At 60.5% G+C, this 20379-nt stretch carries 15 protein-coding genes and 1 pseudogene; 7 read left to right on the plus strand and 9 right to left on the minus strand.

The annotated features are described in order from the left end of the window. The first annotated feature begins 160 nt into the window (after nucleotides 1–160). A complete protein-coding gene (locus NKJ89_RS34155; RefSeq protein WP_352608834.1) occupies nucleotides 161–919 on the plus strand; it encodes a heme ABC transporter permease in 759 nt (252 codons plus the stop codon). Between the two features lie 57 nt (nucleotides 920–976). Here the strand turns inward: NKJ89_RS34155 and NKJ89_RS34160 are convergent, their stop codons facing one another. Both NKJ89_RS34160 and NKJ89_RS34165 read right to left on the minus strand, forming a co-directional pair. Next, nucleotides 977–1267: a hypothetical protein gene (locus NKJ89_RS34160; RefSeq protein WP_352608835.1), complete on the minus strand. Its 291-nt coding sequence runs from the start codon at nucleotides 1265–1267 to the stop codon at nucleotides 977–979. Nucleotides 1268–1413: 146 nt separating this feature from the next. Further along, complete coding sequence (locus NKJ89_RS34165; RefSeq protein WP_352608836.1) at nucleotides 1414–2472, minus strand: D-TA family PLP-dependent enzyme; 1059 nt, start codon at nucleotides 2470–2472, stop codon at nucleotides 1414–1416. A 277-nt stretch (nucleotides 2473–2749) separates the two neighbouring features. Between NKJ89_RS34165 and NKJ89_RS34170 the strand changes: the two genes are divergently transcribed. Next, on the plus strand, nucleotides 2750–3436 hold the full coding sequence (locus tag NKJ89_RS34170; RefSeq protein WP_352608837.1) for a D-lyxose/D-mannose family sugar isomerase: 687 nt from the start codon (nucleotides 2750–2752) through the stop codon (nucleotides 3434–3436). Nucleotides 3437–3469: 33 nt separating this feature from the next. On the opposite strand, the gene NKJ89_RS34175 is transcribed toward NKJ89_RS34170, so the two are convergent. From NKJ89_RS34175 to NKJ89_RS34185, 3 genes are all read right to left on the minus strand, one after another. Continuing rightward, a complete protein-coding gene (locus NKJ89_RS34175) occupies nucleotides 3470–4090 on the minus strand; it encodes a hypothetical protein (RefSeq protein WP_352608838.1) in 621 nt (206 codons plus the stop codon). 153 nt (nucleotides 4091–4243) lie between these two features. Next, the gene (locus tag NKJ89_RS34180; protein ID WP_352608839.1) at nucleotides 4244–5524 is read right to left on the minus strand and encodes an RNA-directed DNA polymerase; all 1281 of its coding nucleotides are present in this window, start codon (nucleotides 5522–5524) and stop codon (nucleotides 4244–4246) included. An 807-nt stretch (nucleotides 5525–6331) separates the two neighbouring features. Next, nucleotides 6332–7330 carry a LacI family DNA-binding transcriptional regulator gene (locus tag NKJ89_RS34185; protein WP_352608840.1) on the minus strand — a complete coding sequence of 333 codons (999 nt, stop codon included), beginning with the start codon at nucleotides 7328–7330 and terminating at the stop codon, nucleotides 6332–6334. 123 nt (nucleotides 7331–7453) lie between these two features. Between NKJ89_RS34185 and NKJ89_RS34190 the strand changes: the two genes are divergently transcribed. From NKJ89_RS34190 to NKJ89_RS34210, 5 genes are read left to right on the plus strand one after another with little or no spacing between them, the layout of a single operon-like run. After that, on the plus strand, nucleotides 7454–8566 hold the full coding sequence (locus NKJ89_RS34190) for an ABC transporter substrate-binding protein (RefSeq protein ID WP_352608841.1): 1113 nt from the start codon (nucleotides 7454–7456) through the stop codon (nucleotides 8564–8566). A 36-nt stretch (nucleotides 8567–8602) separates the two neighbouring features. After that, on the plus strand, nucleotides 8603–9640 hold the full coding sequence (locus tag NKJ89_RS34195; protein WP_352608842.1) for an ABC transporter ATP-binding protein: 1038 nt from the start codon (nucleotides 8603–8605) through the stop codon (nucleotides 9638–9640). Continuing rightward, nucleotides 9637–10524: an ABC transporter permease gene (locus NKJ89_RS34200; protein WP_352608843.1), complete on the plus strand. Its 888-nt coding sequence runs from the start codon at nucleotides 9637–9639 to the stop codon at nucleotides 10522–10524. Before NKJ89_RS34195 ends, NKJ89_RS34200 begins: the two co-directional genes overlap by 4 nt. After that, nucleotides 10517–11308 carry an ABC transporter permease gene (locus NKJ89_RS34205; RefSeq protein ID WP_352608844.1) on the plus strand — a complete coding sequence of 264 codons (792 nt, stop codon included), beginning with the start codon at nucleotides 10517–10519 and terminating at the stop codon, nucleotides 11306–11308. Before NKJ89_RS34200 ends, NKJ89_RS34205 begins: the two co-directional genes overlap by 8 nt. Next, nucleotides 11251–12243 carry a phosphorylase family protein gene (locus NKJ89_RS34210; RefSeq protein WP_352608845.1) on the plus strand — a complete coding sequence of 331 codons (993 nt, stop codon included), beginning with the start codon at nucleotides 11251–11253 and terminating at the stop codon, nucleotides 12241–12243. Before NKJ89_RS34205 ends, NKJ89_RS34210 begins: the two co-directional genes overlap by 58 nt. A 546-nt stretch (nucleotides 12244–12789) precedes the next feature. On the opposite strand, the gene NKJ89_RS34215 is transcribed toward NKJ89_RS34210, so the two are convergent. From NKJ89_RS34215 to NKJ89_RS34230, 4 genes and pseudogenes are all read right to left on the minus strand, one after another. Next, entirely contained in the window at nucleotides 12790–14523 is a 1734-nt protein-coding gene (locus NKJ89_RS34215) for an SEL1-like repeat protein (protein WP_352608847.1), read from the minus strand. 29 nt (nucleotides 14524–14552) lie between these two features. After that, nucleotides 14553–15959, minus strand: coding sequence for an HlyD family type I secretion periplasmic adaptor subunit (locus NKJ89_RS34220; protein WP_352608848.1), 1407 nt, complete (start codon nucleotides 15957–15959; stop codon nucleotides 14553–14555). 40 nt (nucleotides 15960–15999) lie between these two features. Next, a complete protein-coding gene (locus NKJ89_RS34225) occupies nucleotides 16000–18294 on the minus strand; it encodes a peptidase domain-containing ABC transporter (protein WP_352608849.1) in 2295 nt (764 codons plus the stop codon). A 214-nt stretch (nucleotides 18295–18508) separates the two neighbouring features. Beyond that, a pseudogene (locus NKJ89_RS34230) lies at nucleotides 18509–20379 on the minus strand (hypothetical protein); the annotation flags it as partial.

The following is a 20379-nucleotide window of genomic DNA, read 5'->3' on the forward strand; positions in this document are numbered from 1 at the left end:
CCTCCGATCATCCAGAGGTCCTTTCAGAATCGATTTCCGCACACCACACAAGAGTCCCTTTGTACTCATGTGCGATTCCCCTGCCACAAGGGGGAGGGTAAGAAGCCTGCGACACCACCGCTCGATTGCCCCGAACGCGCCGGCGGTCTATGTAGACCGCATGAGCGACACGACTTCACGCCTGACCGGCTGGATGGATATTGCCAACCCGACGCGCTTCGTCGGGCTGGTCGACAGGATCGTACCGTGGCTGGCGTCCATCGCCGCACTCATCCTCGCCGTCGGGCTCTACATGAGCTTCGCCGCGCCCGAGGATTTCCAGCAAGGCATCACCGTTCGCATCATGTACATCCACGTGCCTTTCGCCTGGCTCGCCATGATGTGCTACACGCTGATGGCGGTCTCGGCGCTGGGCACCCTCGTCTGGCGGCATCCGCTGGCCGATGTCGCGCTGAAATCTGCCGCACCCATCGGCGCCGTCTTCACCGCGCTGGCGCTGGTCACCGGCTCGATCTGGGGCAAGCCGATGTGGGGCACATGGTGGGTCTGGGATGCGCGGTTGACCTCGGTCTTCGTGCTGTTCCTGATGTATCTCGGCATCATAGCGCTGAGCCGCGCGCTCGACGACGCAAGCCGCGCCGCCTGGGCCGCCGCCATCATCACACTGGTCGGGTTCATCAACATCCCGATCATCAAATTCTCGGTCGACTGGTGGAACACGCTGCACCAGCCGGCTTCGGTGTTCAGGCTCGGCGGGCCAACCATCGATCCGAGCCTGCTGTGGCCTTTGCTGGTGATGGCTCTAGGCTTCACGATGCTGTTCTTCGCGCTGCATCTGATGGCGATGCGCACGGAAATCCGCCGCCGCAGGGTCATTGCAATGCGTCGCGTCGCCGCCAGGCAGGCCGAGCGGATCTAAGGCGCCATCGCGCCGGTGCATCGATAGATCAACTGTTCATCGTCTCTGGACAGCTTGTCATTTCTGCAGATTGTGAACCTCGAACGCGGTCTCCTGAGGCGGCGAGGTGAACCCACCCTTGATGCCCGTTTTCATTTGAGGCGTCAGAATGTCATCTCGGAATTGCTCCCAACTCTTCTTGGACTCGTGAACCGCAACAATTGACCAGCCACCGGCCGACGGGCCGGCAGCATGGAAGACCTGGCCTTTTGGCAGGCTTTTCCCGCCTGCTGGATGCACCGCAGCGATTGACGCCTCGTATTGCTCCTTCGTGCCGCCAGGAAAATAATGCGCGATTGCGTAAGCCATTTTCGTTTCCTCCCGAACAAGCCGCAAACCATCCAATGGCCAGCTTGCTGAAGGCAGATTGACGTAAGGGAACACCAGGGGCAAGCAGGACCTTAGACAGGGGTCGACCATGCACTATGCCCTGGACACGCGTTTGGATATTCGCGTCAGCCGGTGCGGCCGCGCGCTGCCACCGGCAGTGTTTCCAGCACCGTGTCGCCGTCGATCAGATTGACCTCGTCAAACAGGTTGGTGACCACGCAGCAATGATCGGGGACGACACGCACCCGATCGCCGATGCGCAGCTTGCTGTCGCCTGAAAGCGTGACGGTGCCGTGCTCTTCGCTCAAGCCGGTGACCCGCGCTCCCGAAATGCCGAGCAGCTCGCCGAAATCGGCGAGCCCCAACGTATCGCTGGACAACGCCTTGCTGCCGGCATCGAGGATGGCGCGCGTTGCAGTGGGATGGCTGACCACAGTCGACAGCACCGTCAGCGCGCAATCGTCGAGACTGCCGACGCCTTTCGCGACTTGGTAGCGGTCGAGATAGATGTACGTGCCAGGGCGATATTCGGTGACGACCGATGCCTTGCTGGAGCGCCAGATGTCCGGCGTGCCGCCGCTCGAGATGCGTTCGCAGGCGAGACCCGATGCGGCAAGCGTCTGCTTGGCATCGGCAAGCCAGGCTTCGGCCTCCGCCGCGCGGCCAACGGCCGGATAGGTCATCAGCCCGCCGAAGGCGAGGCCGCCGGCTCTGTCGATCTGTCTCGCCAGCGCAACCGCTTCGCTGGCCGTCTGCACGCCGCAGCGGCCCATGCCGGTATCGCATTCGACCAGCACCGACAGGCGATGGCCGACATCGGTGAAGGTCGCCGCCAGCCCCTCAATCGTCTCCAAGCTATCCGCGGTCACCGAGAGGATGACACGCCTGTGCAGCGCCAGAAGCCGTTCCAGCTTGGCGCGCCCAAGAATGTTGTAGGGAAGAAAAATGTCGGCGAGACCGGCATCGGCCATCACCTCCGCCTCGCCGATCTTCTGGCAGGTGATGCCGACCGCACCCGCCGCTACCTGCCTCTTCGCCCAGTAGGGCAGTTTGTGCGTCTTGATATGCGGCCGCAGCTTGAGCCCATTCTTGTCGGCATGGGCCTGGGCGCGGGCAATGTTGGCTTCGGCGCGCGCGGCGTCGATCAGGATCGACGGCGTATCGAGGTCGTGGATGGTCGGCATCAGCTGTCACTCTGTGGAAATCCGCGGCGGTTATGACCCTGAACCGACACGATGTCACGCGGCCAGCGGACCCGGTCTATGGTCCATGTGCTCGAGGCGAAAGGCCAGGCCGGATCGACACCGGATCGGCGTTGGGCTAAGCGATTTACCAAAGCATGTCGCGCAAAAGTGTGTAGCGGTTTTGGGATCACGGCATGCATGCTAACAACCCCAAGCGCCGCATGAACTCCGTCGAACGCGAGGCGCTTTGGCAAAATCGACATGAAGGGTAATGATCATGAAACGCTCCGCCATCAATGACATCATCCGCGAAGCCGACGCTTTCATCCGCTCGTTCGGCTACATCATGCCGCCCTTCGCTTATTGGTCACCCGAAGAGGCAAAGGCGCGTCAGGTGGATTCCTCGGCCGTTTTCAGCTCTCGGCTTGGCTGGGACATCACCGATTACGGGCAGGGCAAGTTCAAGGATCTCGGCCTGTTCCTGTTCACCGTCCGCAACGGCCGCTACGAGGACATGAAGAAGGGCATGGGCATGCTCTATGCCGAGAAGATCATGATCTCGCGCAAGGACCAGCTGTCGCCGATGCACCGCCACAATATCAAGGCCGAGGACATCATCAACCGTGGTGGCGGCAAGCTGGTGCTGGAACTGTTCATGCACGATCGCGACGGCGGCATCGATCCCAAGGCCGAAGTGTCGGTGCCTGTCGACGGAACCATCCACAGGCTGCCGGCGGGCGGCCTGTTGAAGCTCGACCCCGGCCAGAGCGTCACATTGCTGCCCGGCGTCTGGCATGCCTTCTGGGCCGAGGGCAAGGATGTGCTGATCGGCGAAGTGTCGACCGTCAACGACGATCTCACCGACAACGTTTTTCGCGATCCGATCGGCCGCTTCGCAGACATCGAAGAGGATGTCGCCCCCGTGCACCTGCTGGTGTCCGACTACGAGAAGTGGCTGGGATAAGCGGCAACGCCGGCGCGGGAATCGCGCGGGCAACTAGGATGTCGGGCCGTTCCCGTTTTGCCAGCCGGCTAGCTCTGGCAGGTCGTCAAGCCAACTTTTCTCCGTCATCAAGGCATCGCCGGCCTGCGGGTCGGTGGCGTTTTGAATGAGCCAGTCTATCCACTTCCGATAGGCAACCGGGTCCAACTGGGGCGGCAGCACCTTGGCCTTGGCCAGCATGCGTTTGCGGAAACTGACCTGCCTGCGGAGTTTGGTCGTCGTGAATTTGATTGCCTTGCCTTGGTATTCGACCGTCCAGCGCTCATCCCCATGGCTGGTGAGCCTGTCGATGGCGAAACCGACATCGACCGGCCTATCCCGCCAAGGAAGCTCGATGGCATTCTTCCTCAGATCGAGTGCCCATCGCCTGTAGTTGGTCGCTGCACGCTGGGGCGGCAGCACACCAGCCTGTTCGAGCATCTTCCGGCGGAAGGTAGGCTGCTTCTTAAGCTGGCCTGTGGTCAGCTCGATGCGATGCCCACGGAATTCGACGTGCCATCGGATCCTCCCGTTGCCGACATACTTCACCAGCCTGTCGATGACGAACTCGTCATCGGCAAGCATCACGCAGCCTTGGCTGATGCTTTCGAGAATGAATTGGCTATCAGAGGGCATTGCGCAGCCTCGTGCAGGAACCTTTCACGAAGCTTAGCCAGTAGCACGCACCAGCGGCCAACAATCTTTTTCCCCAGACCGCCAATGACAAGCGTTCATTTCCCGCCCCTGCCAGATTGCACCGCGAAGACCCGGCTGGCCATGAACTGACTTTCAGTTACCGAAAATATCATTCAAATCCGGTCGCTCTATCATTCCCGGCATTCTGAAAAACTCATCAGACCCATCGTCGGAATCGTCGTCATAACCGTATCGAGTTCGGCTTATCGCTCTGCTCTCGTTCTTTATCTTGTTGGTATGAAACTCGAAATCAATCAGCTTTATATTTCGCTCCGCAAGATGCGAGAATTCACTGGCAAAAAGGCCAGAAAAGTTTGCTTTTGAATATCCTTGGGATCGTGCCACTAGGTTTGTGAGCCAATTGGAATCAACCGAAGAAAGTGCGCTTCCCAATCCGAGGCGAGGTCTTCGTTTCAGATGCCCGTCGACAAATGCCTGCACAACGAAAGCTCCAATATGCGAGTTTCTCGATGAGAGAAGTGCGTCGACCATATCGCCATTCACCTCGATGGAGAGCACCACCATAAGCCATAGCATCCAGAGCACTTCATGATCGTGGTTTAATGCCAATGCGCGTCGTACAACTGATTCTGCTACATTTTTCCAGCCATCGAGATCTACTTGCAGATCGAGCGCATGACGCTTTGCAACAAGTAAGCATATATAGTCCACAGCGTGGGGGTGTTTTTGAGCGATGCGCTGCAAATTATGTTCAACGAATTCCCAATGCGAAGACGAATATATTTTCGACTCATCGAAAGAACGGAGAAGGATCTTTATCGGACTTTCTGAAGAAAGATTTTTGCATGTATCAACCGCCTCTGCGATCGCTACTTCAACCTCATCGTGCGAAATGCCATACCTGTTGAGCCTTACGCTTCTTCTAAGGCGCTGAGCCCATAGGTCATTTATTGGTTCGAGGCTGGAGTAAATTTTAGTCTTCTGATCATTCAAATTCAGCTCGTATGTAGCAAGTAATTCACGAAGAGTAGATAAAACAGATTCCGCATCATGCTCTGTTTTCAAGCCGATGTAGTAATCGTCAACGTGCCTTACGGCTCCGACCACCTTATCGCCAACAAGGCTGGAAAGTTCGTGGTCAATACGAGACAATATAAATTCAGCAATCAGTCGATATGCGTCCGGACCTACTAGCACACCTCGCGTATTCCCGCGCTGACCGTTTCGCACAAAAAAATCCAGCGCATTGAAATAGTTGCTATTGGAGTCTCTATCTGTATCTGCCTTGGAAGAATTTATACCGTGCGCCGCCCAAGCGATGGAATGAGTATATAAACTTGGGAAGCACTGCGCGATGTCTGCCTTTAAAATGAAAGGGGCATGTCGAATATTTTTCGAAGCATGCTTTGACAATTCAGAAAGAGATGGTACCTTTATCGAGCGCTCCTTGTTGTAAAGTATCTCTGGTCGCCCGATGGAGTATTTAGAAAGTCGAAAGTTCTTCTCAAAATGTTTCCAATTTCGCCTGATATAATATTTGGAGTTCCAAAGAATCGCCGGCTTCTGTCGTGCTTTGTCCCATTGTAACGGATATATTCTGTCTTCCGCTCATGAAATTTGGCGTCATCAAGCGAAGAGACGATGCCATGAAATGCCCTCTTGGCATCAAGCGATATGAAGCACGGCGGTAATGTTTCTGGATAAAGTCCAGCGGTGATCAAATCAAAGCGACTTTTCAAATCCACCCCTCCCAGCACTGTGTCATTTGTAGCTTACGTGACGTCTCTTTCACTAGCCATAGGAGGCGCCAGTGCTTGGTGAGACTCAGAAAAGCTGCTCTGCGACCGGTTGCCCGAGACCAATGCGATGTCTTACGGGCCAAACGCCCCACGTGGATCATCCACGAACATGTACACATGTCATGGCTTCGAATTGCATAAGTGGCTGAAGTTATTGTTAAAAACTGGAGTGGCTGGGGTTCCTGGAAGCTTTTCGAACTTTCTGGGTCGCGCCTCAGCCCGATTTGCGTGCGCTTATGGGACAAATTGGGACATTGGATTTGGTTTGAGGAAAAATTTGAGGAGGCATCGACTTCTGGCGCGCGTGCGCTCGCTGGTCGTGGACGTCAGCACGAGTCCTGCGCTGGCGGTTACTATTTGACCTTGGTCGCGATCTTGCTCTTGATGCGTCCTGTCTCACGTCCGTCTTCTTCTGGTTCGACTATTCGCCGGGGTCGAACTGACCTTTGAACAAGACTGTCTCCACCGGCCCGAGGGGATTGACGATCCGGCTCTCCAGGATTTCGACGAGTTTGCGTCCGACACCCGCCATGTCCACGAAATGAACTCCCATCTTCACCGGCAGGAAGCGTGCCAGCCGCGTGCTGTCCCGAGTGACAATGTGGATGTCGCTTCCCGGCTCAAGACCTCTTCTGCCAAGGGCGTGTAAGGCCCCTAGAAGGCCCAGTTCGTTGGCACATGCCAAGCCCGTCGGCGGATCTGACGATGCTAACAAGCGATCGAACCAGGCGGCGCTCGATTCCATGGTGAACATGCCATGGCCGATCAGCGACTGGTCGATCGGAATACCGGCCTCCGCCATTGCCATTGCATACCCGGAAAGACGCATGGCACTCGCCTGATCCTCTGGTACGAGAAGTTGCAGGGCAATGCGTCGACAGCCCTTTTCCATGAGCCGTCGGGTCGCCTCGTAGGCAATCTGTTCATTATCGACATCGACATAGGGGTATGCGACGTCCAGGTCGGTTCTTCCAAAGGCGACGAACGGCATGCGTTGATCCAGCAGCAGCTTGACGCGCGGATCGCCCGACACCATGCGCGTGATGATCAGTCCGTCCGAGCTTCGCGCCTGAAGCTGTCGCAGCACACTCTCAACGGGATCGTCGTCGGGAGTGGTGGAATAGATGGACAGACTATAACCCGCTTGCCGCGCCGCCAGCGTCATGCCCTCCACCAAGGGAAGCTTCAACAGATCGGATAAATGGTCTTGTGTCTCCATCGGGTATACTGCCGTCATCGCTAGTGTGCGGCCGGTTTTGAGCGCACGAGCATGATGATCCGGCACATAGCCGACCCGCTTAGCCGCCTCCTTGACGCGGGCTATGGTCGAGGGCAGCACTTCCGGTCCATCCTTCAGGGCGCGGGATACCGTCGTCACTGAGAGGGAAAGTTCCGCCGCGATCTGTTTTAGATTGGCCATTTGTCGCCCGCCTTCATTGCTAGATCGCCGGCTGAATTTCCTGCTCGAGCGTCGTGACGTTACCGGATTCGACACCGCGGTCAATCCAAGCTCACGCTGATAGCAGCTTGACTCTGGTTCAGATTGAGCGCAATCGTAACGTTACGATTACAGAAAAATGGGCTCTTAGAGCAACATCACCATGGAGGAGAACCTATGTCCTGGCTACGTGTGTCCTTAACAGCGTTTGCAATTTCGGCTGCCTTGCCCGTCCATGCTCAAACAGTCACCATCACGACAGCGGGTGGCGATTATGGCAACGCCATGAAGGAGGCCATGTGGGGCCCCGCGGCAAAAGAGCTTGGATACGACGTCCACGAGGAGACCCTAAGCGACGGCCTTGCCGCTTTGAAGATGCAGGTCACCTCGGGTGCAGTCTCCACCGACGTCATCCATTTAGGCTCACCTGAAGGCGCGCAGGCAGCGGCGCAATCACTGCTCGAGCCGCTTGACTACAATATCATCGATTCAAAGGCTGTGCCGGAGGGCGCAAGGTCGGACTACTGCTATCCGTTCGACTCCTATGGCACCGTCATGTCGTGGAACACCAAGACATATGGCAAGAACCCGCCGAAGACGTGGGCGGAGTTCTGGGACGTTGGCAAGTTTCCTGGTCGTCGCGCGCTGCGCGCCAATGCTCAGGACTCGATCGAGATCGCGCTGCTCTCCGACGGTGTGGCGCCGGCGGATATCTATCCCGTGCTCAGCACGCCGGAGGGTTTGGATCGCGCCATCAAGCGGCTCGAAGCAATCAAACCAGATGTCTCGGTGTGGTGGACCTCGGGCGCTCAGTCGGCGCAGTTGCTGAAAGACGGTGAGGCGGATTTGGTCATCACCTGGAACGGACGGGCCGAGACTGTGAAAAAAGATGGCGGCGCGGCTGACTACATGTTCAAGGGTTCCGTCATTGGCACCGACTGTCTCGGAGTGCCGAAGGGGGCGCCGAACAAGGAAGCGGCCATGAAGCTCATCGCGGCGATGACACAGCCCGCGCGCGTGGCGAAGCTGACCGATTTCATTGCCTATGGCCCGGTCAATCCTGCGGCATACAAGGGTGGCCTCATTCCCGAAGACCGTCTGAAGACCTTGGCGACCGCGCCCGAAAATGCCGGCACTTCGGTATTTTCGAATTCAGAATGGTGGGTCAAGAATGGCGAGGCTGCCCAAAAAGCCTTCGATGAGATGATGAGCCGCTGAGTCTCGAACGCATCAGCTCTAAGGCTGGAGCACATGATGAAATCGCTCGCGATCACCATCGACAGCGTTCGCAAGGCTTATGGGTCCTACGTCGCGTTGGACGATGTTTCGCTCGATATTCAAGCAGGCGAATTCCTGACGCTGCTGGGCCCGTCGGGGTCGGGCAAGACCACGTTGCTTATGGCTCTGGCCGGTTTTGTCCGGCCAGATTCCGGCAAACTCTTGTTGGGGGACCGAGACATTACCCGTTTGCCGCCCAACAAACGAGACATCGGCATAGTATTCCAGAATTACGCCTTGTTTCCCCACATGAATGTCCTGGCGAATGTCGCGTATCCGCTGTTTCTGCGCAAGATGCCCAGAGCGGAGGCGCGGCAGCGGGCACTTGAGACCTTGGCCCGCGTGCAGTTGGACGGTCTGGCGGAACGCAGTATTGCCGCGTTATCCGGCGGCCAGCGCCAACGGGTAGCGCTGGCCCGGGCGATCGTGTTCGAACCGCGCGTGATGTTGATGGACGAGCCGCTGTCGGCACTCGACAAGAATCTGCGCGAAACCATGCAGTATGAGATTCGGCGTCTCCACGATCACCTGAGGATCACCACAATCTACGTGACCCATGACCAGCGTGAAGCGTTGATTATGTCTGACAGGATCGCGGTGATGAATTGTGGCCGCATCCAGCAGATAGATACGCCGCAGCGAATTTATGATCGTCCATCGACCCGCTTCGTCGCCGAGTTCATGGGCGAGGCCAACATTGTGGCCCCAGGTTCAGTTCGCAGGATCGACGGCGCCGAAGCGTCAGGCGAGACCCTGATGGTTCGCGCGGAGAGCTTTCATCTTGATGCGAAGCTCGTCGGACGAGACGGAATAGCGCTCTCAGGAACACTGCGCGCCAAGGCGTTTCGCGGCGAAAACTGGCTTTTGACCCTGGCGCTTGACGGCGGGCAAGACGTTCTTGTCTCCATCCCCGCAGCGTTGGCCGGCGGCTGCGCCGAGCTTGCAACCGGTCAGCGGGTGACCGCCTATGCACCAGCAGCGAAGGTTCACGCGATACCGGGAGCCATGTCGTGATCGTCGTCCGGGATCCGGCGCTCGCAGCAGACGCGCGACGTGAGCGGCGCTTCTTCCTCTCACTTTCGCTGCCAGCGCTGTTCATTGTTGGACTGGCGGCACTATTTCCCATCCTGTGGATCATCCGGCAATCGTTCCTGACCACGGGGGGCGAGTACACCGTCGGCAACTACCAGAAAGTGCTTTCGAGCGGGCTGACATGGTCGGCACTCGTCACAACGCTTGAATTGTCCCTTGGCACACTGGTGGCCTGCATTCTTCTCGGTGCCCCCCTGGCGCTCGCTCTGGCAAGCATCAGACCAAGGATGGCCAACCTGCTGATGGTTTTCGTCATGCTGCCGCTGTGGACCTCCATTCTGGTCCGTACCTATGGCTGGCTCGTGCTTTTGCGACGCGATGGCCTGATCAACGCGGCTTTGACAGGTTCAGGCCTGACAGTAGAGCCATTACCGCTGGTCTACAACTTCACGGGAACGCTCATCGGCATGGTTCACTACATGCTGCCGCTCTTTCTGCTACCCGTTTATGCCGCAATGCGCGAGATCGATGCCAACCTCATTCGTGCGGCCGCGAGTATGGGAGCCACTCTCAGGCAAGTCATCCGCACAGTCATCTTACCTCTTTCGACTGGCGGCATCTTCTCGGGGTCCATCATCGTCCTCATCTACACGATTGGTTTCTTCATCACGCCCGCTGTGCTTGGCGGCGGCAAGGTAAATCCTCTGTCTACCCGGATCGAGCGTACGCTATCGACCTTCCAGGATTGGGGGTCGGCGAGCGTCCTGGGCATTCTGCTCCTCGTTGTCATGGCGCTGATCGGGGTGATGTTGCTGGCGACACGCCGCCTGGTCGCCACGAGCACGGTGAACGCCTCCCATGCTTGAAGCCTATCCGCAAAACAGGCTCGCCCGCCTTCTCCTCTGGAGCGTTGCCGCTCTTGTCTTGGCATTTCTGATGTTGCCGACGCTCGTGGTGGTGCCGCTTTCCTTTTCGGCGTCGAATCTTCTCGAGTTTCCTCCGCATGCCTACTCGCTGCGCTGGTACGAAAACTTCTTCGGCTCGCCAACGTGGATGGCCGCGCTTAGAACGAGTTTGATCCTTGGGACATTGACAGTGTTGATCGCGGTGCCTTTTGCGCTGCTCGCATGCATCTCAATGAATCGGCTGAGCGGAAAGGCCGCTGCGGCTATCCAGAGCGTCCTGCTCACCCCGTCAATCACTCCAGGAATCCTGCTCGCGATCGGTCTGTTCTTCGTGCTAGCGGCACAACATCTGATCGGAACGCTGTTTGGCGTACTGGTCGGACATGTCGTGCTGGCTATTCCGGTCGCCTGCATTGTGTTGTTGCCCGCCCTGGCTCGCTTTGATTGGAACCAGGTCCAGGCAGCGCGTAGCCTGGGCGCAGGCTGGGCCAGGGCTATTGGCGGAATAATTGTTCCGCAACTTCAGATCAGTCTGATGTCGGCGACATTGATGACCTTCCTGACTTCGCTCGACGAGTCTGTAATTTCGATCTTCATCGCAAGCGGTCGCAACAGCACGATGCCGAAGCTCATGTTTCTCTCTCTGCGCGACCAGATCGATCCAACGATTGCAGCAATCTCGACATTGTGGACCGCCATCGTCGTGGTCGTCGTGTTGATCGTGACCTTACGCCAGAAATCCTGACTGAGATTGAATACATGCTTACACATCATCACGCGGCCATTTCTCCGGTGGATCATTCAACGGACATACCTCAGGTCGGGTTGGCCATCATCACCGGGTCGGCAAACTGGGGGCTTGCCTTCCCGGAAGATGTCGAATTCGACGGTGTGCGCACTGTGCAACGTGACATGAGTTTTGAAACGCCTTTCGGCCGCAGCGACAACTGGAAGCTGATCGAGTTCGATGCCTCGATTACCGTGGAAGGCAAAACCAAACGTGCATTGTGCATGTATTCGCACGGCAATCCGCGCGACCAAATCGACCATTCCTGCCACCGCCGCGCGTTCTGGGTATTGATGACCGCGGGTGTAAAGCAAGTTCTTGCCTGCTCGACTGTGGGCGCCATCAACAAAGCGATCCAGCCCAGCGACATGGTGGTGAGCGCCGATATCATCGAACTGACGCAGACGCCGTTTTCACTGCTTCCCGACCGCCAAAGCTTTGATTGTTCGGGCAAACAAATCGTGTGTCCAAGATGTGCGGCGGTTCTGGCCGAAACGGCCCGCCGTCATTGGCCAGCCGAATGCCGCGTTCATGGCATCGAACAGCAGTTGGTGGCTGCTCATTGTTATGGGCCCCGACTGACAACACCGGCCGAAGCTCTGGCGTATCGGGCGATGGGCGCGGATGTACTCAACCATTCGATCGCCCCTGAGGCTAGCTTGTCGCGCGAAATTGGCGCGTGTTTCGTGCCACTTGCGTTCGTAACGGCAGGTTTCAACGACTATATGGACCGCAGCCGCCAGAAATTGCTGCAGGAGGACGTGTTGCCGAGCCTCTCTATGACCGCCTCGCGTATTGCGCTCGAGACTGCGGCACATCTTCCGGCTGATCCTGAATGCTCTTGCCAGGGGTTGAAGTCGCCCCAACCGGCAGAGCGTTCTACCCGGTTCTGAAGCGGCGACGGAGTCTGGATGGTCGCGCCCGAAGTGAGAGTCCGGCTCTGAAGGTCCCATGCTCGTCCGGCCCCGCTTCCGGTACAAAGCGGTCTCTTTACGGTTCTACAATTAGGAACCGACTGGGGTTCTTGGAAGCTTTTCGAACTTTCTGTCATGCTCCTCCAGCCGAATTGCGCGTGCTTATGAAAGAGATTGGGACGTCCGGTCACGCTGTGGGACAAACGTGATCATCAGAAACGTTCGCTCGCCATCGGGGGTTCGAGTCGGGGGAACGATACATCGTGAGACCCACTATCGAAAAAGCGTTCTTCTGCTATCGACGATGTTCAGTTCAAGCGCAAAGGCCGCCTAAAATCGTCCTAGGACGAAGCGTAGAGTGCGCCCACTGAAAGTGGGCTGGGTCCGCTGCAGGCTGCAGGTACCTGACGAAGATCCGAAATACGCTCAGCGGTCCATTTGGCGGGATGAATAATACCAAAAGGGCGTGATTCGGAAGGTAATCCCGCTGCTGTGCCCGATTGTTGCTGGGCAAACTTGGCAAGTTCAACCAGATGCGAATTCCGCGAGTTCGTCGGCCGCTTCACTGATACCGCAGGCAGCCGCGCGCTCGAGCCACAGTCTACCTGCCACCGGGTCAGGCTCACCGGCGTGGCCGTTGATAAGATAGCGCGCGAGCATGAGTTGAGCTTGGCTATGCCCGAGCTCCGCGGCGGCGGCGAACCATTTCTGCGCCGCGATCTGGTCGACCGGGAGGCCCTGGCCGGCTCCGTACAGCGCGCCAAGCGCAAACATCGCGCCGGCGTGACCGTCGCCGGCGGCCCGCTCGAACAGCTGCATTGCAGCCTTTGGCTCACGCGTGCCTCCGCGCCCATTGAGCAGCATCTCGGCGAGCGCCACGCGTGCGTCGAGCACGCCGGCGTCGGCTGCCCGCGCAAACCACACGCGGGCCTGCGTTGGGTCGGCTGCCACGCCGCGTCCATCCTGGAGGAGGCGGGCATACATATATTGCGCCTCGGCGACGCCCTCGGCGGCTCGCCTCAGCCAGTGTGCCGCTTGCCCCTCGTCCTGCCGAACGCCGACGCCCTTGGCGAAACAGAGCCCAAGGTTGAATGCCGCGATGAGGTCGCCCGATGACGCGGCTGCCTCGAACCATCCGGCAACGCTTGCACCGTCGTCTGTCTGGCCGGCTCCTCCAAGGACAAGATTGGCGAGGTCGATCTGTGCTTCCTGATTGCCCCCATTTGCAGAAGTACGCAGCAAGCGGGTCCCCTCTTCGACGTCCTCGGCCACTCCGTTTCCAGTCAGATAGAGAGAGGCCAAAGCGCGGGCGGCAGCCTGGTGATCCGCTTCGGCAGCCCGTCGATACCAGTTTGCGGCTTCTGCAAAATCCGGCGGCTGCGTCTTCACATAGCGATCGCCGAGAAGATAGGCGGCCTCGACATTGCCGGCCAGGGCGGCACGCCGCATCCACGCCTCTCCAGCGGCGATATCATGGTCTACGAGTCCACCATCGATCAGTGCCAATCCCAACCTGAACTGGGCTGAGGGAAGGCCCTTCTCCGCGGCGGCCTGATAAAGCTTCGCGGCTGCAGCCATGTCGCGGACCACGCCGAGCCCGTGCTCGCTCAAGACCGCGAGAAGATAGGTTGCGGTCGGTAGGCCAGCATCGGCCGCGCGTCTTACCTCGTCTGCGATCCTGACCCGATCTTCGGGCCTGCCGCGCCGGGCCAGCGACAGGGCAAGGCCGAGACATCCTTCGGCGCAGCCGGCAGAAGCCGACTTCTCGTACCATCCGTGCGCTGCATCTGCATTGCGCAACGGTTCTGGGCCGCTGGTCAGGATATAACCGAGGATCGCCTGTCCCGTGGCTGAGCCCGCCTCGGCCGCCTTCGTGGCAAAACCGAACGCAGCTGTGAAGTCCGGTTCGCTCGCGGAATCCCGTTTGAACAAGTACTCCGATGCGGCGCCCTTGCCGTCGGCTTCCGCCGTCACCAGCCCGGTCACGTAGAGAGCGGCGAGGAGCGCCTGCGCATCGGTGTTGCCGTGGTTGGCTGCCCGCAGCAGCCATCGCGCGCCTTCCATGCGGCTCGGCGGTACACCCGAGCCTTCCAGATAGCAACGCGCGACCCGGTACTCGGCGTCAACGATCCCCGCGCGCGCCGCTGCCGCCATGAGCGGAAAGGCTTCAGCGGCCTTGCCGCTGTCGGCCAGCTGGATCGCCCGGCGCAACGCTGCCGCCGGGAAGGCCAGACCAGTGAACCGATCCAGGATTGTCATAGATCCGAGCCTCTGATTCCTAGAGTACTCTAAGGCTCCCGCATTGCCTCCTGGCCGATCGGGAGCATCACACCGAGAATGTACTTGAGTATCGTGCGCCGGCCGACCTTTACGTCGGCGGTCACCGGCATGCCGGGGCTGACGGTGAAACCGGCGGGCACGCCGTGGAGGGCGATCTGGTCGATGGAAATCCGCGCGCGATAGAACGGCTCGGCGTCAGAAGGCAGCATGGCCAGAGAGCTGTTCGGATCGCGCGCTTGCTCTTGCGCCGAGAAGGAATCGGGGCTGAGTCCTCGCACAGTGCCATGAGCGAGGCCGTATTGCGAATAGGGGAAGGTGTCGAACTTGATGATCACTGGGTCGCCGACATGCACAAAACCGCTGCTCCTGCCAACGATGTTTGTCTCGATCTCGAGCGGCGCATCGGCCGGCACCAGCGTGATAAAGCGTTCCCCTGACTGCATGACCGAGCCGACCGAGACCTTTGCCACCGACTGGACGATGGCGTCCGATTGGCTCTTCAACTCGACTAGCTGTTTTCGAAGCTTTGCCTTGTTCAGGAGTTCGCGGGCGTCCGAGATCCGCGAACTCGCCTCCGACAGGCTCTGCGAGACATCAGCTCGCCAGCCCTGGATGTAGCCGTCGCGCTCGGCGGCCACCGCTGCTTGCTGACGCTTGGCGGCTTCCGCCGTCTGCTCCGCATTGCCGAGTGCCCGGGACATTTCTGCCCGGTTGTCCTCGGCAAGGAGCGTATTGAGGCGGCTCCCCACCTGCCTTGCCTCGAGCTGCTTGCGCATCAGTTCGATCGAAGCCGCGACCGTGAGCCGCTGGCGGTAGCCGTCGGCATCCGATTGCGATCGCGAAATCACCGAACTGAGTTCGTCGCGTTGGCGTTCGAAATTCTCCACCTTGGCGTCGTAGACCGCTTTGCGGTGCTCGTATATCGACATCTGCAGGGTCCAACTCGGGTCGAGGCCGTTGTAGGTGAACGCCTGGCCGTTGGCCTCTGCCTTCAACCGCGCCACCTCTGCTTCAAGCGTCGAGACCTGCATCGCCAGTGCCGCCAGGTCGGCTGAGGCAAAGGTCGCATCGAGGCGGGCGAGCAATTGGCCGGCCTGGACACGCTGTCCCTCCCGTACTTCGATCGAGCGGACAATCGCTGTCTCGAGCGGCTGCACGACGATGTTGGGCGATTGCGAGACCACCAGCCCTCTGGTCGTTACGACCTGATCGACCGGTATCAGCCCTGCCAGGGCGATCAGCGCAATGACCAGGCTCGAAACGATCCAGACGATGCCGCGCGCCGCCCGCGGGATAGGCGCATTGGCGACGGCCGTCGACGGCCACTGGAACTCGAGTATGGCTGGCGTCGTCGGATCCCTGGTTTCCGTCCGATGCCACCGGGTGGGTAGGGCGGTGAGAGAGGTGCTGCTCATGGTTTACCGACCTGATGCGAATGTGAGCCGCTCGACATGGTCAAACCAACCGCGGCGGAACGGCGACCGGGCGGCCGTGGCGACCGTCGAGGTGCCGGTTCTGCTGCGACCACAATTGGCGATAGAGCGCGCATCGTTCGAGCAGGGTCGCGTGCGGCGCGACGTCGAGGACCTTGCCCTGATCCATGACCAGGATGTTGTCGCACTCGGTCAGCGAGGAGAGCCGGTGCGAAACGATGATCATCGTGCGCCCGCTGGCGATGCGCATGAGGTTGGCGCTGACCACGGCCTCGCTCTCCGGATCGAGTGCGCTGGTCGCTTCGTCGAGGATGAGGATGCTCGGATCGTGGATGAGGGCGCGCGCGATCGCCAGCCGCTGCTTTTGACCGCCCGACAAATTGGGCGAACCTTCCTCGATGTAGGTGTCGTAGCCATTAGGCATCCGCTCGATGAATTCCTGGGCGCCGGCGAGGTGTGCCGCACGCATGGCGTCGGAAAGGGTCAGGCCCGGGCGCCCGGCGATGATGTTGTCGCGGATCGAACCACGGAACAGGAAGTTGTCCTGGAGGACCACGCCGAGCCCCTGGCGAAGATGGCGCAGGTTGATTTCCTTGAGATCGACGCCGTCAAGCTTGAGGAAACCGCTGTAGTCGCGGTTGATCCCCTGCAGGAGGCGCGCGATCGTCGATTTTCCCGACCCGCTGCGGCCGACAATCCCAAACATGGTGCCGGCTGGAATGTGGAAGCTGACCCGATCGAGCGCCGGTGTCTTGGTAGCGATATAACTGAAGGTCAGGTCGCTGAAGGCGACATCGCCGACGAGCTTGGGTCTCAGGCCGGTTGAATTCGAACTGCTTTCCAGTGGCCGGTTGAGGACCGACGCCGCCTCGCCGATGGCCGCGCCGACCTCCTCGTAGTCTTCAACCAGTCGCGCCAGGCCAACCAGCGGCTGCGCCACGCGCTGGGAGATCATCATGAAGGCGAACAGGCCGCCGACCATGTAGCCCGAGCGGTCGTTCATCGCGAGATAGGCGCCGATCAGCATGGTGCCGAGCACCATCATACGTTCGAGCGGCGTGACCAGGGTCTGCGGCCAGCTTGCCAGCTGTCCGAAGGCGAGACGCGCCTTTCCCGCTTCCGCCACGCGCTCATCCCAGAGCGCCTTGCGCTGTGGCTCGAGGCCGAGCGCCTTCACCGTCTTGATACCGACGACAGTCTCGCCGATCGCCGCCGACTTCCATGTTTCGGCGTCGACCACCCGCTGATATCTCCGGCGCAGCGGTTTGAGAAAGGCAAGGATGATCAGCATGATCACGACCGCGCAGGCCAGCACGATCCAGGCGAGGGCGGCGTTGATGTAGAACATGACCGGCACCAGCACGCAGAGCGTGATCATATCCAGGAACGTGCTGAGAAGTTTTCCGGTCAGGAACTCGCGGATGCGATAGACCTGGGCGAGGTGATACATCGTCTCGCCGGCCGGATGACGCTCGAAATAGTCGAGCGGCAGGCGCAAGAGCCGGCTGAAGACGTGCAGCTGTAGCTTGGTGTCCAGACGCGCGCCGACGACATTGATGATCAGTCGTCGCGCGTGGCCAAGCAGCGTCTCGTAGACAAAGACCACGGCGATCACCGCCGACAGCAGCACCAACGTCGAGATACTGTTGAACTGCAGCACCTTGTTGACCACCGTCATGACGATGAGCGGCGGCAGAATGGTAAGGATGCTCAGCGTGAAAGAGGCGATGGTGACATCGCGCAGGGCGCGGCTTTCGAGGCGCACCAGCTCGGCAAGCCAGCGAAAGGTGAAGGGCGCGTCGGCCGCGACATAGGATCGCGACGCGCGCAGCAGCAGGGCCTCGCCCGTCCACACCTGCGACAGCCGCAGCTCGTCGATGGCGATGGCTTCACCATCGTCGGGTGCATCCGCACTTTTCAGGAAGACGATGTTTCGCTCAGTGCTCGCTCCGGTAAGCAGAGCCGCGCCGCCATCGTTGAACAACAGGACGACCGGTCCGGCTTCCTGGAAGCGTAGAAGGTGGGACCAGCGGATGCGCACGGCGCGCGACCACATACCGGCATCCTGCGCCCACTGGGACAGATCGGCGGCGGCTGGAACCGCGCTCGCGGCCCTGAATTCGTTCGGGTCGAGCTCGACACCGTGATGGCGGGCGGCCCGCAGCATGGCCTTGAGGCGTGAGCCGATCTTGTCGAACTCGGCCGGTCCGCCAGGACCCTGGGTTATGATGCTCTCGCCGCCAGCCGCGTCACCTTGCGCGGTACTCGCGTGGATCGGGGCGGGCTCGATTTCGGCATTCGCGGGGATGTTCACCATGCGCCTGTCTTCCGGTACGCGAGCGAACGCGACACCATCCGGGCCGAAGTGCCTCTGCCGAGGGTTTCGATCATGCCCGTTTGTACTCCGAATTGAGCCGCCGCGCGACTCTCGTGCCAATCCGTGTCCGGGGATGATTAACGCGCGAACCTCGCTGTCCAGCGACGTTCGCGCGCATTCCCCTTCTCCGGAGGTCTCTCGTCAAGCGTCTCGCTCACTCATGCGGCTTCAGAAGATCCTTCAGGGTCGTCTTGGCCGTGTGGTCGGTGCTGGCGGAGCCGGTACCGTGCTTGGTCGTATCCAGGCTCTGGTCCGTACTCGCGCCGGACGGCTGGTTCTGCTGGTTACCAAATCCCTTGATCGTGTTGAGGACATTCAGGAGATCGGTCGTCACTGAGCCGGCCGCAAGGCCGATCAGGTTGTGCAGCGAGGGCTTCCCGGTGGTATCGCTGCCGGTCGAGCTCGACTGCAGGAATTGCCCGGTGTCCTTGAGGCCAAGCGAGTCGGACGTGACGCTGGCGGTCTTCTGGGTCGTCGTCGCCAGGGTTGTGGTCGTCGCAACAACCGTGTTTTGGTGACCACCCGAGGGTCCAGTCGCCCCGGTTGCCCCGGTTGCGCCAGTGGCACCTGTCGCCCCCTTTGGTCCGGTATCGCCCTTCGGCCCGGTTGCTCCTGTTGCTCCAGTCGCACCCTTCGGTCCGGTGTCGCCCTTCGGCCCGGTCGCTCCGGTCGAACCGGTTGCTCCTGTTGCGCCAGTCGCGCCCTTGGGTCCGGTATCGCCCTTCGGCCCGGTCGCTCCGGTTGCTCCTGTTGCGCCAGTCGCGCCCTTGGGTCCGGTGTCGCCCTTCGGTCCGGTTGCTCCGGTCGAACCGGTTGCCCCTGTTGCGCCAGTCGCGCCCTTGGGTCCGGTGTCGCCCTTAGGCCCGGTTGCTCCGGTCGAACCGGTTGCTCCTGTTGCACCAGTCGCGCCCTTCGGTCCGGTCGAGCCCGTGGCTCCGGTTGAGCCTGTGGCACCGGTCGAGCCGGTAGCTCCGGTTCCGCCGGTCGAACCCGTGGCACCGGTTGCGCCAACTGCCCCAGTCGAGCCCGTGGCACCGGTCGAGCCGGTTGCTCCGGTTCCGCCGGTCGAACCCGTGGCACCGGTTGCACCAGCCGCCCCAGTCGAGCCCGTGGCACCGGTCGAGCCGGTTGCTCCGGTTCCGCCGGTCGAACCCGTGGCACCGGTTGCGCCAGCCGCCCCAGTCGAGCCCGTGGCGCCGGTTGCACCAGTCGAACCGGTGGCACCCGTCTCGCCGGTTGAGCCTGTGGCTCCGCTTGCGCCGGTCGAACCTGTGGCACCCGTCCCACCAGTCGAACCTGTCGCTCCGGTTGCGCCTGTGGCACCTGTCTCGCCAGTCGAACCCGTGGCGCCTATTGCGCCAGTCGAGCCAGTGGCGCCGGTCTCACCAGTCGAGCCCGTGGCTCCGGTTGCGCCGGTCGAGCCTGTAGCTCCAGTCGAACCAGTGGCACCCGTCTCGCCAGTCGAGCCTGTGGCTCCGGTCGAACCGGTGGCACCTGTCTCGCCAGTCGAACCTGTGGCGCCGGTCGAACCTGTGGCACCCGTTTCACCAGTAGAACCTGTCGCTCCGGTTGCGCCTGTGGCACCCGTCTCGCCAGTCGAGCCTGTGGCGCCGGTCGAACCTGTCGCACCTGTTTCACCAGTCGAACCTGTCGCTCCGGTTGCGCCTGTGGCACCCGTTTCGCCAGTCGAGCCTGTGGCGCCGGTCGAACCTGTCGCTCCTGTGGCACCTGTCTCGCCAGTCGAGCCAGTGGCACCTGTCTCACCAGTCGAACCCGTAGCGCCGGTTGCGCCGGTCGAACCTGTCGCTCCGGTCGAACCGGTGGCACCCGTTTCACCAGTCGAGCCTGTCGCTCCGGTTGCGCCTGTGGCACCCGTCTCGCCAGTCGAGCCTGTGGCTCCGGTTGCGCCTGTTGCACCCGTCTCACCAGTCGAACCCGTGGCGCCGGTTGCGCCGGTCGAACCTGTCGCTCCGGTCGAACCGGTGGCACCCGTTTCACCAGTCGAGCCTGTCGCTCCGGTTGCGC

This window comes from Mesorhizobium sp. M0047, assembly GCF_040323315.1.
In the GTDB taxonomy this organism is placed as follows: Bacteria; Pseudomonadota; Alphaproteobacteria; order Rhizobiales; family Rhizobiaceae; genus Mesorhizobium.